The organism is Psychrobacter sp. UBA3480 (assembly GCF_002377945.1).
Lineage (GTDB): Bacteria > Pseudomonadota > Gammaproteobacteria > Pseudomonadales > Moraxellaceae > Psychrobacter.
The window spans coordinates 1-17144 of the sequence record NZ_DFQV01000015.1 but is presented as its reverse complement, the minus strand read 5'-3'; the positions used below and the strand labels follow the sequence as shown (position 1 = coordinate 17144).

The 17144-nt window shown below is 44.2% G+C and carries 14 protein-coding genes; 8 read left to right on the top strand and 6 right to left on the bottom strand.

Annotation, left to right across the window (positions count from 1 at the left end; all coding sequences use genetic code 11):
* Positions 1-43: 43 nt before the first annotated feature.
* Positions 44-1537 carry a tRNA (N6-isopentenyl adenosine(37)-C2)-methylthiotransferase MiaB gene (gene miaB, locus B2863_RS05390; protein WP_296208052.1) on the bottom strand — a complete coding sequence of 498 codons (1494 nt, stop codon included), beginning with the start codon at positions 1535-1537 and terminating at the stop codon, positions 44-46.
* 347 nt (positions 1538-1884) lie between these two features.
* Here miaB and B2863_RS05385 point away from each other — a divergent pair, with 347 nt between their 5' ends.
* The 4 genes from B2863_RS05385 to B2863_RS05370 all read left to right on the top strand — a co-directional run bounded on the left by B2863_RS05385 (position 1885) and on the right by B2863_RS05370 (position 7054).
* Positions 1885-4017, top strand: coding sequence for a lytic transglycosylase domain-containing protein (locus B2863_RS05385; RefSeq protein ID WP_296208050.1), 2133 nt, complete (start codon positions 1885-1887; stop codon positions 4015-4017).
* Between the two features lie 461 nt (positions 4018-4478).
* Complete coding sequence (locus B2863_RS05380; protein WP_296208049.1) at positions 4479-5159, top strand: hypothetical protein; 681 nt, start codon at positions 4479-4481, stop codon at positions 5157-5159.
* A gap of 376 nt (positions 5160-5535) precedes the next feature.
* Positions 5536-6519, top strand: a complete 984-nt coding sequence (locus tag B2863_RS05375) for a malate dehydrogenase (RefSeq protein ID WP_101205831.1) — start codon at positions 5536-5538, stop codon at positions 6517-6519.
* A 295-nt stretch (positions 6520-6814) separates the two neighbouring features.
* Positions 6815-7054, top strand: coding sequence for a DUF2789 family protein (locus tag B2863_RS05370; protein WP_296208048.1), 240 nt, complete (start codon positions 6815-6817; stop codon positions 7052-7054).
* A gap of 80 nt (positions 7055-7134) precedes the next feature.
* Here the strand turns inward: B2863_RS05370 and ribF are convergent, their stop codons facing one another.
* Positions 7135-8190, bottom strand: a complete 1056-nt coding sequence (gene ribF / locus B2863_RS05365; protein ID WP_296208047.1) for a bifunctional riboflavin kinase/FAD synthetase — start codon at positions 8188-8190, stop codon at positions 7135-7137.
* Between the two features lie 125 nt (positions 8191-8315).
* Between ribF and B2863_RS05360 the strand changes: the two genes are divergently transcribed.
* The gene (locus tag B2863_RS05360) at positions 8316-9026 is read left to right on the top strand and encodes a GNAT family N-acetyltransferase (RefSeq protein WP_296208045.1); all 711 of its coding nucleotides are present in this window, start codon (positions 8316-8318) and stop codon (positions 9024-9026) included.
* An 11-nt stretch (positions 9027-9037) separates the two neighbouring features.
* Here the strand turns inward: B2863_RS05360 and B2863_RS05355 are convergent, their stop codons facing one another.
* From B2863_RS05355 to ampD, 4 genes are all read right to left on the bottom strand, one after another.
* Positions 9038-9661 carry a hypothetical protein gene (locus B2863_RS05355; protein ID WP_296208043.1) on the bottom strand — a complete coding sequence of 208 codons (624 nt, stop codon included), beginning with the start codon at positions 9659-9661 and terminating at the stop codon, positions 9038-9040.
* 129 nt (positions 9662-9790) lie between these two features.
* Positions 9791-11341 carry a murein biosynthesis integral membrane protein MurJ gene (murJ, locus tag B2863_RS05350; RefSeq protein WP_057761456.1) on the bottom strand — a complete coding sequence of 517 codons (1551 nt, stop codon included), beginning with the start codon at positions 11339-11341 and terminating at the stop codon, positions 9791-9793.
* Positions 11342-11489: 148 nt separating this feature from the next.
* Positions 11490-11966 carry a hypothetical protein gene (locus B2863_RS05345; protein WP_296208040.1) on the bottom strand — a complete coding sequence of 159 codons (477 nt, stop codon included), beginning with the start codon at positions 11964-11966 and terminating at the stop codon, positions 11490-11492.
* Positions 11967-12032: 66 nt separating this feature from the next.
* On the bottom strand, positions 12033-12653 hold the full coding sequence (gene ampD / locus B2863_RS05340; protein ID WP_414706890.1) for a 1,6-anhydro-N-acetylmuramyl-L-alanine amidase AmpD: 621 nt from the start codon (positions 12651-12653) through the stop codon (positions 12033-12035).
* A gap of 151 nt (positions 12654-12804) precedes the next feature.
* Here ampD and B2863_RS05335 point away from each other — a divergent pair, with 151 nt between their 5' ends.
* The 3 genes from B2863_RS05335 to B2863_RS05325 all read left to right on the top strand — a co-directional run bounded on the left by B2863_RS05335 (position 12805) and on the right by B2863_RS05325 (position 16999).
* Positions 12805-14967, top strand: a complete 2163-nt coding sequence (locus tag B2863_RS05335) for a DUF4105 domain-containing protein (RefSeq protein ID WP_296208039.1) — start codon at positions 12805-12807, stop codon at positions 14965-14967.
* Between the two features lie 89 nt (positions 14968-15056).
* Positions 15057-15896, top strand: a complete 840-nt coding sequence (locus tag B2863_RS05330; protein WP_296208038.1) for an SDR family oxidoreductase — start codon at positions 15057-15059, stop codon at positions 15894-15896.
* Between the two features lie 80 nt (positions 15897-15976).
* Positions 15977-16999, top strand: coding sequence for a hypothetical protein (locus B2863_RS05325; RefSeq protein ID WP_296208037.1), 1023 nt, complete (start codon positions 15977-15979; stop codon positions 16997-16999).
* Positions 17000-17144: the final 145 nt, after the last annotated feature.

Genomic DNA, 17144 nt, shown 5'->3' with positions numbered 1-17144 from the left:
ATTCTTACTCAAACTTATAACTTAACCATTGTTACCTTAACCACTATGCCAATACTTCGATCAGCTCACCTTTGACCATGTGCGGGCTGACGAAATCAGTAATACGTACACTCACGAGTTTACCCAACATCTCATCCATTTTTTCGACATCATGAGGGAACATGACGGTACGGGTGTTATCTGCAGTACCGATTAAGCAGTCAGGATGACGATTGGCAACTTGTTCAACCAAGACACGAGTCGTAGTGCCGACCATCTCATGTGTTTTCGCAAGTGTCGAATCAATGATGACTTTTTGGAATTCTGCCAAGCGCTCTTTTTTAGTTTTGAAACTTACATCATCTGGCAACTCAGCGGCTGGCGTGCCTGGGCGCTTAGAGTAGATAAAGCTGTAAGAGTGATCGAAGTTCAACTCTTTTGCCAAGTTCAAGGTATCTTGGAAGTCTTGATCAGTTTCACCAGGGAAGCCAATGATAAAGTCGCTCGACAAGTGAATATCTGGACGAATGGCTTTTAGCTTATTAATTTGATTGATGTAAACGTCGATCGTATGGTTGCGCTTCATCGCTGCCAAGATAGCGTTTGAACCACTTTGAACCGGTAGATGTAAGTGCGATACCAGCTCTGGCAATTGTGCATACGCATCAATGATGTCATCAGTGAACTCTAGCGGATGGCTGGTCGTATAGCGAATACGCTCGACACCATCGACATGCGAGACATAGTGCAACAGCTCAGCGAAACGGCAAATGCTGCCGTCGTCTTTTTCACCGCGATAACCGTTTACGTTTTGACCCAACAGGTTGATTTCACGGATACCTTGAGCGGCAAGGCTGTCAATCTCTGCCAATACGTCATCAAGTGGACGGGATAACTCTTCGCCGCGCGTATAAGGTACCACGCAGAATGAGCAATATTTTGAGCAGCCTTCCATGATAGAGACAAAGGCTTTATAGCCTTCTACTCTTGGCTCTGGCAAAAAGTCAAACTTCTCAATGCTAGGGAATGACACATCAATCGTACCAATACGGTTTTTAGGCGCGATTTCACGTTGTTCATTTGATTGATCGTATAGCTCTGGTAGGCGATGCAAGGTTTGTGGGCCAAATACCATGTCGACATAAGGCGCACGCTTTTGAATGTTATCGCCTTCTTGTGAGGCCACACAACCACCGACGCCAATGACGAGGTCAGGGCGTTTTTCCTTTAGTTTGCGCCAGCGACCCAATTCTGAAAAGACTTTTTCTTGTGCTTTTTCGCGGATAGAGCAGGTGTTCATCAGTAGTACGTCGGCCTCATCGATATCATGGGTCACTTCCATACCATGTGAATCGCCTAGCACGTCTAGCATTTTGCCAGAGTCATAGACATTCATCTGACAGCCTTGGGTCGTGACAAAGACCTTTTTTGTCGCTACTTTTTCGACAGGCGCTTGGGCTGAACTTGCTTCTTTGAGTGCAGTGACAGCACGTGCGGTGACAGTCGTCTCAGCAACAGCATCGTCATCGATGCGGGGATTGAATACAGTAACACTCATAAGGATAAGTCCATGATTGACCAAAAATATAGCGGAGTAGCCGATTAACAGGTGGCGTATTTTATCACAACCCTGTGCCAATGTGAAAAATTAGCACGAGCGATGGGGTATCAATATGATAAATAATTCATAGCAGTATCAATTATTTACTGTCGTTCATATTACTATTCATAAAAACTGCGGCTCGTTATCACTTCTATGTTACACCGTGCTGTCCTATTTATTAACAAAAGGTAAAGGAGATAGTTGAAAGCACAATGAGTATAGTATGATGATTGCTATACCCTTGGCGGTACTTAGCGAACCGTTATTCACATGTTTATAGAGATATCATAAAGAGAGTCAGTATGACAAAGTTGCGTGTTGCGCATAGCATCAAGGATGAAAAGTCTATCAGTCAAAAACACGCGTCAAAGCGAATTACAGTAGGTACGCTACGGTTGAGCGCGTTGAGCGTGGCAACAGCGGTAAGTGCACTTGGTGTGTCACAAGTCGCTTGTGCCGAGTTGACATGGGGCGATGAGGAAAGCTACCAACAAGAAAGTAACTATCAACAAGATTATCAGAAAGACAGTAGTATTGACTCATTTATGGCAGCCGCTATCGCCGCAGATCGTGGTGATGTGAGTGCGCTCTATAATTATGAGCAGGTCATGAGTGGCGGCTTGTTTGCGATGTATCCCACTTATTGGCGTATGAATATAGACCTCAATTCACAGAGTTCAGCAGCTGTCTCGCAGTTTGTGCGTCAGTATCCAGATACGGTTATGGCTGAGAAATTGGTGGCTGATTTTGCGGAGACCAAAGCGGGGTCGAATGATTATGCCTCGGTTAGACAGGTAGCCAATTTGATTACCAATGCGGATGCCAGTGAGCGCTGTGCGGTTGCGCTTGGGTTCAATAATGGTGGTGACACCATGCGTGCTATGGCAGCCAAATCTGATGTGTGGCTGACCACCAAAAAGCAACCAGCATTGTGCGATCAGCTAGCGATGGAGATGAACAACAACGCGCTAATTAGTAATCAAGATCGTGCGGATCGTCTCAAGCGTATGCTACGTAAAGGCAAGACTGGTGATATTATGGCATTGTCCTCACGTCTTGGTACGCCAATTGCTTATTCGGCGCTCAGTGAAATTCAGCTAAATCCGTCTTCTTTCTTTAGCCGTTTTGGTCGTGAGCCTGCAAGCCAAACCAATCAATACCTATATATGTATGCAATCGGCCGTATGGCTGATAAGTCTTATCGTGAGGCGGCGCTACAGTTAGACTTTGATATCAAACAAGACAATCAGCGCGCGGTCAGATTGTTGAATGACGAAACCCGACGCTATGCTTATCGTACGCTTGGCGTACAGCGTATGAATCACAACACTGACGATGGGTTTAACGCTGAAGCAGTCGATTGGTTCCGCAATAGTTTGGACAATGACTTTAATTTTGAAGAAGCTGAAGATTACGCTATGGCGGCGATTCGCTTCGGTCGTTGGGATGATGTGGTAGAAGCTATCTCAAAAATGGATGGCGAAACGCAAAAAGAAGCCCAGTGGCAGTATTGGCTAGCTCGTGCGTATGAGCAGTCAAGCGATAGTAGCAAGCGTAATACGTCCAAAAAAATGTATCAGAACCTAGCAAAGAGTAATGACTACTATGGTTTGATGGCAAAAGATAAAATAGGGCAGCGTTTCGATGCCAGCCGTTTAGGTGGTAGTAATTTGCCTAATGTTAGTACTGCTGACCGCGCGCGTGTCATGCAAGACGCTAACTTCGCTCGTGCGTTTGCGCTATACAACTCTGAGGCTAGTCGTGCTTATGCCAATCGCGAGTGGAACTGGGCGGTGAAGCAAGCTCGTGATAATCGTGATGACAATTTAATTATTGCCGCTGCTCGTCAAGCCTATGATATGGGTTGGCTCGATCGAGCGATTTATGCCGTTGATAATACTGATAGAGTGGATAGCTTAGCACTTTCGCATCCGATGCCGCATCAAAGCGCAGTTGTGCGTTATAGTGAGTCAGCAGGTATTGATCCAGCATGGGCGTACGGTATCATGCGTCAAGAAAGCCGTTTCGTATCTTCTGCGCGCTCAAACGTAGGCGCGAGTGGATTAATGCAAGTCATGCCTGATACCGCAAAATATATCGCTCGCAACCTAGGCGAGACGTATAGTGCGAGCCGTGCCAACAGTGGTGATACCAATATCCGCTATGGTACGTGGTATATGGGTGATATCTTGGGCAAACTCAATTATCAGCCAGTACTGGCAACCGCAGGCTATAACGCTGGTCCTAATAACGCCAAACGCTGGCAGCCAGTTTATGGTTCACTGGCCGCAGATCAATATGTAGAGTCGATTGCATTTCCTGAGACACGTAACTATGTCAAACACGTAATGGAAAACGCCACTATTTATAGCAGTCTGTTGGGTCGTGGTCAGCCGATTACTCAGCGTATGGGTACGGTGCCAGCTGGATTTTGATCACTGAACTTGCATTTGATAAACCACTAATGATTCATTGTTAGTGGTTTATTTTTATCTGCTAATTTGCTCAGGCAGCACTAATCTGGCCAAGGTAAATTTCACAGTCTTTATCCTTCAGTACTTTATCAACATTTATCGAGATTCCTGACGATGTCGTCAACGTTTACGTTTTTGCTATAGATTAAAAAAAACGTTTTGTTACCATTGCCTTAATGGGAAACCCTATTTTTCAGTCTTGTTCTTAGGTCAATGCGTGTTTTATGTATCGCGTCTAATGATTTAAGTTATAGCCTATGTCTTATCATTGCTAACTAACTGCCTTCAGTCCTATGATCAAAAAATATTTTAGTCTGTCTACGTCGTCAAAAACCAAATATTCGTTATCTAATCGGATATGCTTTTTATCGAAGGCAAATACAAAGACAGATACAAACCTGAGCAACAAGGCTGCTAACTCTATGATGCGATTGCGTGCAGAGTTGGCTAGCAAACACCGTGTAGGTAGTATCAAAGCGACATTGAGCTTCGGCGCTTTACTGCTTATACAAGGCGTTATACTGCTACCAGCACAGGCAGCTAGCACGGTTAAGACTGGTCAGCGTGTACTGATGATTGAGATGACCCCAGCATTATGTAATATGCAGCCAACGCGGGCACGTATGCGTCAGTGTTTAGAAGGGTATTCATTGACCGTATCTGGTCTGGACATGGGATATGGTGAGCGCTGCGGTCGCGGTAGTGAGCCACGCCTTACCCCGCTACAACTAAAAGTCGTTAACCGCATCATGCCTGACACAACGGTACGTAGCCAGACGTGGCAACGTTACGGAGCCTGTAGTCCGCTTAGCGCCAGCAGTTACTTTCGGCAGATTACTAACTATGCAGGTGGATTGAAATTACCGAATGAGCTAAATACGGGTAATAGTTATACCGTTTCCAAATCACGGTTTGTCAGTCAAATGACCCGTCTTAATAGTGGTATGTCTTCCAATAGCGTGGACCTCATCTGTCAAGAAGGCAGCCGTCGCCAATCGATACTCACTGATATACACGTGTGTTATGAAGGTAGTGACTTTGGCACTTGTCATGACGTTGTAGACAGCTGTGGCAGTAAATTTATCATTTCAGGCGGGCGATAGCCTTTACTTAGTTATCTGCTTAAACTTCTTTTTTGATACTGTTTTTCATTTCACTTAGTCGAATTTAATAGTACAAATTGCCTGTTTTGACCATTATATCTACGCATAACATAGTGAAAATGTGCTTTAGTTATCATGTGATAAAGCTCTCTAGCACTTTATTCGTAAGCGCTTAGCCTCTACAAAAATCCTCTCGTATAAAATGTAACAATATAATCCCTGACGGGTCTATGACTGTATCTAGACGGTCACTGCGATGAAGTGCTACACTAGCTCTCGGTTTATACATGCTGCTATGCGGCAAACAAGTCGATATCTAAAATGATAATCGTTCATTAGAATTATCTAATAATTAATTAGGGAGTATTCAATGTCAATGAAACAGCCTTTACGTGTTGCCGTCACTGGTGCCGCTGGTAATATCAGCTACGCGATGCTATTTCGTATTGCATCTGGCGAGATGCTAGGTAAAGATCAGCCAGTTATTTTGCAATTACTTGAAATTACGCCAGCTCTTGACGCCCTAAAGGGTGTGGTCATGGAACTAGAAGACTGTGCATTCCCATTGTTGGCTGGTATCGTCCAAACTGACGATGCTAACGTCGCATTCAAAGATATCGATTATGCTTTACTGGTTGGTGCACGTCCTCGTGGCCCAGGTATGGAGCGTAAAGATTTGCTAGAAGCCAACGCTGCGATTTTCTCAGCACAAGGTAAAGCATTGAACGAAGTCGCTAGCCGTGATGTAAAAGTATTGGTAGTCGGTAACCCTGCCAACACGAACGCACTTATCGCTCAGCGTAATGCACCAGATCTTGATCCACGCAACTTCACTGCAATGACTCGTCTAGACCATAACCGTGCTATGGCACAGTTGGCTGGCAAGACTGACAGCACTGTAAATGACGTGAAGAAAATGATCATCTGGGGCAACCATTCGTCAACTCAGTATCCAGATCTAACCGCTTGTACAGTAAACGGCAAGCCTGCGCTAGATTTAGTTGATCGTGAATGGTACGAAGCGACTTATATCCCAGAAGTACAACAGCGCGGTGCTGCGATCATTAAAGCTCGCGGTGCATCATCTGCCGCTTCTGCTGCCAACGCTGCTATCGCACACATGCGTACGTGGGCGCTAGGTACTGATGAAAACGATTGGGTATCTATGGGCGTTTACTCAAACGGCGAATATGGTATTGCTGAAGGTTTGATCTACTCATTCCCATGCACATGCACTAACGGCGACTGGTCTATCGTAGACGGCGTTGATGTATCATCAGATTTCTCAAAAGAGAAAATGGCTGCCACTGAGCAAGAGCTTAGTGAAGAGCGTGATGCAGTAGCACATTTACTACCGTAAATCTAAGCTGCTATCCAGTAAGCTATGATTTAAGTAGTAAAGATAAGTAGTATAAAAAAGCCCTCTGAAATATGAGGGCTTTTTTGTGTCTATGAGAAGTAGGCAAGTGAAAATAACCTATGTTTCTTTCTTAAACTGGTAAAAGCGATTTACCGTTAATACAATTGATAACGTTAGATAAACGTTGATTAACAGCTATTAAAATAAAGCTTGTTACAATGAATATGTCAATTTGAATAATAAGCACATTAAACAATAAGTACGACTATATTCGTACCATTTAAGGAGAAAAATTATGTTGGGTGAACCAGAATACAGTATGAATGAGTTATTTGCTCAGTTAGGCCTCGACAGCTCTGATGAGGCAATTGATAATTTTATCGCAGCAAACCAATTAGATAGCGAAGAAAAACTAACAGAGGCTAGTATTTGGACGGATAATCAGCGTATGTTCCTGCAGGAAGAATGGCAAAAAGATGCAGCATGGGTAGAAACCATCGATGAGCTAAATGTCCGTTTACATCCTGACGCATAGAAGTTTATAACGATATTATAAAAAACCCCGCGATAGTCTTAATATCGCGGGGTTTTTTATGTCTGGACTAACACTAAACATCAAATTTGCTTTTCGCGCCACTCAAGTAAATCTGCGACATCTTGATGAATACCTGCTTTTAATGCTTCTATTCCATCATAGCGACGCTCACCATGCAAAAAGTGTAGGAAACGTACGTGTAAGTTCAATCCGTATAAGTCAGCTTGTAACTGTGGAAAATGGATTTCTAGTCGCCAGTCATCACCTTTATCAACAGAAGGTCTTTTGCCAATATTAGCCGTGCCGAACAAACTATGCGGACGCAATCCGGCAATACCTGTATGACTATCGGTGGCAAGCGCAGTCAAGCCATCAGCTATTACATTACCATTATCATCTAAGCTCACCACATCGACTGCAAAAATACCATGCAGGGCAGGCTTTATTCGTTGCAAATCGATATTTGCGGTAGGGAAGTCTATTGTTCGTCCTATCTGGTCGCCGCGCACAACCACTCCTGTGATTGCATAGTCACGACCAAGTAATCTGTTGGCCGCCTGAAGGTCACCTGCCAATAGTAAGTCACGAACACGAGTAGAGCTGATACGGGCAGCGTCGTTATCGGTCGTATCAATACTGTCGCTATCAGTAACCGTATGCAGGTTGGTCACATCCAAACCATAACTACGCAAAAACTGACTGTCGCCAGTACGATCATGGCCGAAGCGAAAGTCATCGCCCAGCACCAATGCTTTTACGTTCAAACGCTTGGCTAATATATCGGCAAACGCTTGTGCTGATAGCGAGCGAAATTCTGTATCAAAACCTGCTACGATCAACGCCTCAACGCCATATTCTGCTAGCAGTGCTTGCTTCTCTGCCAGATTCGTCAGACGCGCAGGCGCTTTAGCAGGTGCAAAAAATTCGCGTGGCTGCGGCTCAAAGATCATGACCGCCGCACCCAAGTTTTGGGTATGTGCAATCTCACGAACTTGGGCTAGCATGGCTTGGTGACCAAGGTGCACACCGTCGAAATTGCCGATAGTGAGCACGCAAGATGCCAACTCTACTGGGACAGTGTCCGTAGATGAAGTGTGTGGCGACGAAATCAGTTGCTCAAGAAAATAGGTTTTCATAAGTTTTCAGCTATGATGAGACCAAATAAAAAACGAAAAAACACATCTATGCTTAAAATTGATGTGTCTAAAACCAGCCATTATAAAGTAAAATAGCCACACTAACATCCTATAGTCTACGTGTAATGCAACTATGGCGCATAGGGTGGCTATTCTTTATTGCCAATGATGCTAATACCAATCCTAACAACAATCTCGACAACGATGGAGATCTTATGTCTGCTGCTGCCTTAAATACTATACCAACCGAACTATCGACATATCAGCTCACCGATCAGTTCGTTGTGCAGCGTGCAAGTAAAGAAGATTTAGCAGAAGTCTTAGCCATTTATAATCAAAGCATACCGGGCAAACAAGCAACAGCCAATCTTGCATTGGTTACGCTAGAGGAGCGTGCTGCTTGGTTTAATGAACATTTGGATAGCACAACCAGACCGATATATGTGGTCAAAGTACTACCATCAGATGATGGAGCTCAGACAAAGGCGCCAATAGTCGCATGGGGCAGTTTTAGTGATTTGTACGCACGTACGGCCTATCACATTAGTACCGAGATTAGCATTTATCTAAATCAAGATTATCAAGGCAAAGGGTTAGGCAGTTTGCTGACTCGTTGGATGTTGACGCAAGCACCAAGCCTAGGTATTCGAAATATCATCGCCCTCGTCTTTGCTCACAACCATCCAAGCTTAGGATTATTCCGTAAGCTTGGCTTTGAGCAATGGGGTTATATGCCCGAAGTTTGTGATATGGAAGGGTTTATCGCTGATGTTGTGATGCTTGGTAAATCAGTGACATCAGACGATATCTCAGATAAAGCGTCTGAAACAATTTAACTTAAAACGCTCTAACCCAAAATCTTCCATTGACCTTCTATCTTCTGTAGCTGGTAGGTCAGTGGTGCAGGTTCGCTCTGTCCTTTTAGCATCAGCTCGCCGGTGATGGTGGCACGAGTTTTATCATCGTTGTATTTGGTATCAGTAATCGTAACGCCATCCACCGTTTGCTGAAACGCAGACTGGGTATTGGCAAGCTCTTCTTCGAAGTTTGCCATATCAACTTGGTAATATGACGCCGCATCCTTCACGTCACCGTAATATAAGCTGTTTAGGGCTTGCTTGACAGTATCGTCTGGCGTACCGGCTTGAGTCGGATTGGTCACTAGGCTTTTTTGTTCGGCCGCTTCAGTGACTGGATTAAGATTATCACTATCAATCGCTGTCTTGTCTTCAGCGCTATCTGTAGTTTTACCTGTTTCGCTAGCACTGTCATTGGTCATTGCTTGGTCAGTCGTATCATTGTCTAATGTGACGTCTTCTGAGGTATCCACGGTCGCTGCCACATCTTCATTATCGATAGCAGTTTCAGCCGACTCATTATTGCTACAACCGCTAATAAGGAGTCCAGTGCTTAGTACACCAGTTGCTAGCAAAATTGGTAAGCGCTGAAAGATTGGCTGTTTCGTTGTCATATCAAACCTCAAATGTCATTTATTCATTAATGATCTATTATGACAATTATTAGCAGCGCGCATTGTCATTTCTCATAACAGGCTTGTTTTGGTTTCGTAAGCCTGCCATAAGTTTGCTTATACTTTGTCCTAACCGTGCTTTAGCTGACGCGGACGGAACCCTGTCGCTAGCAATACCACACCGTAAACCAGCGCTCCGACAGCACACATAATAATCAGCGCGACGATACGCTGCCACTGAGCCTGATCGGTAGGAAAGTAAGGTAGCATAAAATAAAGCACGCCAATCATAGAGCCAGTCGAGATAGCAAACTGCGTAAATAACTTTTTCCAATGCGGACCGAAACGGAAAATATCACGCTTGTGTAAGAAGTAATATAGTAAGCCTGCGTTTACAAAAGCAGCGCCAGTCGTAGCCAATGCTAGACCACCATGTAACGGTATCTCTAAGAAATAAAATATCCCGATAAAAATAACACTAAAGATCATATTGGCGATGACAGAGATGATGCCGATTTTGACAGGGGTTCTGGTGTCTTGACGCGCAAAGAATGCAGGAGCAAAGATTTTAATAAGCATAAATCCTAAGATACCACCTGCCATACTACGTAGAGCCAGTGAGCTCATTTGGGCATCACGTAAGGTAAACTCACCACGTAAAAACAGCGCTTGCATCAATACATCTGCGAGTACAAATAGGGCGGCTGAGGCAGGCACACCGACCAAGATGATAAGACGTGCTGCCCAGTCGATGGTCTTTTTAAAACTGACATCGTCTTTTTGAGCTTCACTTTTTGACAGACTTGGTAATATGACGGTACCAATCGCCACGCCAATCAGACCTAATGGCAGCTCGCTCATACGTTCAGCTGCGTAGAGCCAAGAGACGGAACCGCCAATCATTAACGAGGCAAAGATGGTGTTTAATAGTAAATTAATCTGAGTAACAGAAACACCAAAGATAGCAGGTAACATCAATTTTAAAATTCGACGAACGCCTTCGTGCTGGAAGTCGATTTTTGGCGCGACAAGCAGCTTTTGTTGCCAGAGCTGCGGCAGTTGAATCAAAAACTGTAGCAAACCTGCGATAGCAACGGCATAGCCAAGCGCCATGATGGGTGTATCAAACATTGGCGCAAAAATAAGAGCACCACCAATCATACACAGATTCAACAGCACTGGCGCAAAGGCGGGTGCTGCAAAACGACCGTAGCTTTGTAGAATACCACTGGCAAAGGCTGTCATAGAGATGAATAGCAAATATGGAAAGGTAAGACGCAATAACTCAGCGGTAATGGCAAACTTGTTGGGTTGATCGGCAAACCCAGGGGCAAACAACGTCACTACCCAAGGTGCGATTAAGATGACAACCACTGTCAGCATCGATAATACTAGCAATAATGCGCCCGAGGTACGACTGACCAAAATCTGCACTTGCTGTAAGCTGTACTTTTCTTTGTATTCAGACAGTACTGGCACGAACGCTTGGCTAAACGCACCTTCTGCAAATAGTCGTCTTAAGAAGTTTGGGATTTTGAAGGCGACCAAAAAGGCATCCATCAAACCACCTGCACCAAAAACCCCTAGCAATACAACATCACGTACCAAACCTAAAATACGCGATAACATGGTCATACTACTGACCACCATGGTTGAACGAAATAACCGACTTTTTGCCATGAGAACCTATCTTGCTAAGTTGTATATTGAGATTGAGTTATGTGCTGATGTGATATGGATAAAAAACTGACGAATTATATCACTTTCACCATTGAGATAAATGGATTGAGTGTGGAATATGATATGTGGAAAAATGAGACTTCTTATCTTAGATCGTTTTATAAATTTCGTTTAGTATTTGAAATAACTGAGCCCGCTTATCAATCATAGATTCTCTGTAGCTAGCTGCGTCATTTTCATCAAAAGGTATATCTAAAGATGCCACTCTTTTTCTGAAGGCTATCACTGTTTCACCATATAATCTTAGTGAAACTGAAGCTTCGCTATAACCAAATAGCAATAATAAGGATTCTGCTGTAGTCAATTCACTAAAGCTATTGAATAGATCATGTTGAGCATCTAATAAAATGTTTGATTTGGGAACAGAGCTATCTAGTATTAACCTTCTACGCCAATCAGAATATAATGACCAATACCTTAAAGCAACGTTATTGAAAGACTCTGTTTTTTCTGCCACTTCTTTTAGCATCTCGAATTCACGTGCAACTTTCGCCTTCTTGCGATCATTACGATGCTGAGTTGTAGACAGTACAAAAGCAATAATGCCTGTTATAAATGCACCCAAGCCAATCTTAACTGCTGAATCAACTACCTCGATTCAAGTCATAAATTCTCCATACAGTAATTCATATTAGACCACTTCCTGCTTTAATAAGTTCGAGATACTCTCACGCAACCTTGCCCATTCAAAATAATCACCAGGGTCAGTCTTACGCCCAGGCGCGATATCGCTATGGCCTGTTAAGTGGCGACGTGTTTTGGGATAGGCCTTATAGATGGCGGCAATTACTTCGGCTAGCTGCTCATATTGAGCAGAGGTGAAGGACACAAAATCCGACCCTTCAAGCTCGATGCCAATGCTATAATCATTACATTCAGGTCGACCCAAATAGCTAGACCGCCCAGCATGCCACGCCCGTTCGTTGAAATTGACAAACTGAGTGATAGCGCCATCACGCTCGATAAACAAGTGCGCTGATACTTCCGCACCTTTGATTGTTTGAAAATAAGGATGAGCATCCCAGTCTAGTTGATTGGTAAATAATGCTTTTACATAATGCGTGCCACTAGCGTCGCAGGCACCGAATTCATTCGGTGGTAGACTGATATTGTGTACGACGATTGCGTCAATACTTAAACCTTTTGGCCTTACATTGTAATTGGGTGAGGCTAGCCAAGTGGCTGCTGATAGTAGACCATCTTTGATGGACATTGGTGAGGTAGATGCTGAGTTTGGTGATAATACGGGCATAATACTCTCTTTTTATACTAGTATTGATAATGGTGTGATAGATAATCTATCTAAATAGCTAAACGATAGTGGGCGACGTGTTTGGTTTTTTGACCCAGAAACTTTAATAACGCTGATAGCGTATGAATAATAACGTGCGAGATTTTAACTCATGTCTATAAAACTGACGTCCATACCTATCGATTGTACGCTAATGACCATTGGCCTGCGAGCACGTCTGCCATTAGCTGTAGCAGGGTTATTGCTCTCGGCTCAAACACAGGCGTTTTTACCAACGCCGCTCTCTGTCCTTGAATCAGATACATTGTCACCTGAGGCATCTAGCATAGCACCTACTAGCACAGCACCTACTTATTCTAATTCAGATGCATTATCTGAGTCGGGTAGCATCAGTAGTGCTGAACCTAATATTCAAAATAGTACTTTATCTGAATCAAGCTTAGCGACAGAGCAGCTACTATCAACATGGCGGCAACAAGTAAAAGCAGACAAGTTGGCACAGCATACAACATGGCGACGTTTATTATATTTTTACGATGATAAAAACAGTGTATTGGGTAAAAAGAAAACCGAGAGTTTGGTTGATGATCCGAGCTTTTTTTTAAGTGAAAATGGTCAACGAGATTCAGGTGCAGAGTTGGATGCAATGCTCGCGGCACTTGCACAAGAGTTGGTGTCATCATCGGCGACTGATAATGACCAAGCAAAAACTGATACCAATAACAATTCTGTCTTATGCCGTTTTCCAGCGCGAGTGGCATGGTTGACAGAGGTGCTAGCGATCGATGCTGCAAGTCTATCTGCTGAGTGTCCAGAGCTGGATGAATGGATGCAGACCATTGCACCTGAGCAGCTATCTATCATGTTTGCGCAGGAGTATTTGGACAATCCGCTCTCTGCATTTGCTCATACGCTGTTACGCATTGACTCAAAAGCGAGCATCACCGACCCAAATCAAATCGATAAGGCTTATGCGCTGAACTACACGGTAGACGGTGATCCAAACGACAGTTTCCCGATCTATGCTACTAAGTCAATGATTGGTAGCTACAACAGCGCTATCGAAATTGACCCTTATCCAGAGATGCTAGCGAAATACCTGCAAGACGATGAACGGGATACGTGGACATATCAGTTGGGTCTGACGCCGAAGGAAGTTCAGCAGATTATGCGCCACGTTTGGGAAACCAAAGCATTGAAGATGCCGTATTACTTTACCACGGACAATTGTGCTTCTGAGATTCTACGTCTTATTGATGTGGTCCGTCCGCAGCAAAACCTACTGAGTCAATTGTCTTACGCAGTCGTGCCTTCTGATGTGATTCAACTATTAAATGATGAGCAGTTGCTGGCAAGTACGATTTATACGCCTGCTGATAATACCTTACGTCAATCTCAGCTCAATGAGAAAAAACAACAGCGCGCGCAGTTGGGCTATCATAATAGCGCTAAACAAACCGTGAATGAGATCAAGTCTGCGCAGCTCAATCCTGTATCGAGCATGTCAGCTGATGGGCAAACACTACTCAAGCGTCAAATCGACGTATCGGATAATAATCCGATAGACAGGCATCCGCTACAACTGGGTACGATAGGTATAGGGCAGCGTGGCGATGATGACTATATGGATATTGGGTTTCGAGCGGGGTTTCATGATACGCTTGACCACGCCTCAGGGTATCCACAATTCTTTAATTTAGAAGGGCTGGCTGCGACATTACGATTGTATGACACAGATGACAGTAAGCCCAATCAGCCAGACAGTGTGGTCTTGCAAAACGTCACGTTGATTCGTGGCCGCTCTTTTAACCCTGTTAATGCTGTCAAAAAAGGCAATACTTGGGGCGCCAGTATTGAGGCGACGCGAGTAAACGATGGATCGCAAGAGGCAGGTACGGATCATTTGGTCGGTAGCGTGGGTTACGAAAAAGGCTGGTCATGGGCATTTGGTACACCAGCTGCAGGTACTGGTGAGATGCCGCCGCAACTGTGCTATACGTTTTTGGCAGGTACGGGGCAAGTAGGACGCGGTATCAATAAAGGCTTTCGTCTAGGCGCAGGTATCAATGCTGGCTGCCGTTATCAGATTAACAATCAGTTACGCGCGCAAGCTGAATTGCAATTGCCATATTGGTATCATGGCAGCAGCGATGAAACCTACGTCCGTGGTCATTATTGGCAACCAATCTCAAGCTTAGGGCTGCAATACGACATTGATGAAAAACAGGCATTACGTATCAATGCCAATTACGAATGGCAAGAACGTATCGATGCCAATGATAATATACAGCTATCGTACAGACGGTATTTTTAGACACTGATTTAGGCGTTAATTTAAACAAAATGGCTTCTAAGTGCTGTAATGGTTGTATAAAGGAAGTTGTATAAAGGAAAAGATGCTTTATGAGTACGCAAAATTTACTAATTATCGGACAAGGTGATATCGGCCTGCCAGTGACCAATAAACTTGCCCAAGATGGCTATTGTGTGACTGGGCTTGCTCGTAGTCAGCGCGACCACTATGATTTGGTAGATAGCGCAGATTTTTTGCAGGCTGATGCATTGACGCTGACGGTCGATCAGCTACAAGCGTTTACTCATATTGCGATTATCGTCACCCCTGATGAGTATTCGACCAGCGGTTATCACAACAGTTATCTAGCGATTAGTCAGCATTTGGCAGCGCTTACTCCACAGCTCGCCAAACTTGAGCGTGTAGTATTTATTTCTTCTACTGGTGTCTATGGTCAGGACAATGGTGAGTGGATTGATGAGCATACTGTACCTGTTACGCCTGCGCGTGAAGCCTCGAAATTCATATTGCAAGCAGAACAAGCGCTGCAACAAGGCTTTGGTGATAAAGCCATTATTATTCGCCCCAGTGGTATCTACGGTCGCGAGCGCTTAATGCGACTACGCAAGGCTCGTGAGCCAAATAAAGATCCAGTGCCAGCTGAGCATTGGAGCAACCGTATTATGGATTGCGACTTGGTCAATATCATCGCCAAAGTGTTGACGATAGAGACACCAAAGTCTGTCTATCTAGCAACGGACTATCGACCTGTTACTACGTTTGAGCTAGGGGTTTGGCTCAGTGAGCAGGTTGGCGAGACACCTCCTACTATTGATAATACAAAAACCTCAGTGACAGGAAAACGTTTGCACAGCAACATTCCGTTAGCTTGGCTTGATTATGCTGACTGGCAGACAGGCTACCGCGATATTTTAAATCATCAAGAGTAAGCCTTTAGAGTTAAGCCTTAAAGAGTAAAATAGCCCTTGGTATAATCGTTTTTATTTGTTTCATATTTTATGGAGATTTCATGTCCCAGCCTTCTACTTCTGATGACCGTTTGTCTCATGCTAATCTGGCAACAGAAAGCGGGCAGCTAGCAGAAGGTCATGTCCAAAAAAAGGCTGAGCAATCGTCTATATTAGCTGATTCACAGCAACCTGCGATCGTACATCCTAACTTTGATCCCAAACAATCTCCTCTTGACCCTGCCAGACCATTGAGTGATATTCCTGAGCCTGCTCGTCGCCTGAATGGTCAACTGCGCAGGCTCTACGGTAACTCGACTCGGTTCTATCAGCCCAATGCAGACAGCTTATCGAAATGGTCGCTGATTGCTTCAGAAGCACTGGCTGAGCATTTATCATTGCTGAATGCGGCACAGCTTATCGAATTGCCGGATAGCTTTTATCAAAATCATAGTGAGCAGCCACTAATATCGACATTATCGGATATGACGTTGTTAGATATGTCAGATATTCAACAGGCGATTCGCGCTTATCCAAAACTGAACCGTTATGGGTTTTTGCCTACTCATAGCGCTACAGGAATTGAGTCAAACAACGATTCAGATAATGACAGCAAAGCTCAAAATTCTGCATTATCTATGCGCGCATTGACCAAACGCTATAATCCTGATGAGCTACTCAACAGTCTGTATGCCGACGATTGGCAAGTGATACTACAGCCGCAGCAGTTTGAGACAGGCGAGGGCAGTTTGGCCACGGATATCATGGCATGTAGCGTGGCCGTCCATGTGCTAAAGCAATGTAGTACCCGTAAGAGTATCAATCATAGTTATAGCGCCGCAGAAATATGTCAGCATGTGCGTAGCTATTTGCTGAGTCAGATCGTTTGTGAGCCATCGCAGCGCCACGCATATCGTCAGATTCGACTATTTGCTGGTCATATTATTGTTGCCGCTTATCATTTGGGTTGGGAGATACAAGTCCGAGCAGATGGACAGAGCTATTTTAATATCTCGTCGCGTAGTGGTTTGTTGACTCGCTATGCCAATATGCAGGATTATGAGATCAATGGTTGGTCAAGCTGATCAATAATGCGTACAATAATGCAAATTTTTTGCCCCCTCTTTTTGCTGATAGGAATGTCATAATGTCTCATGTAACACGCCCTCAAGACCCTACATTTTCATCTCATCAATTTATTCAACTGGCTCTAGACAACCAAGTGCTCAA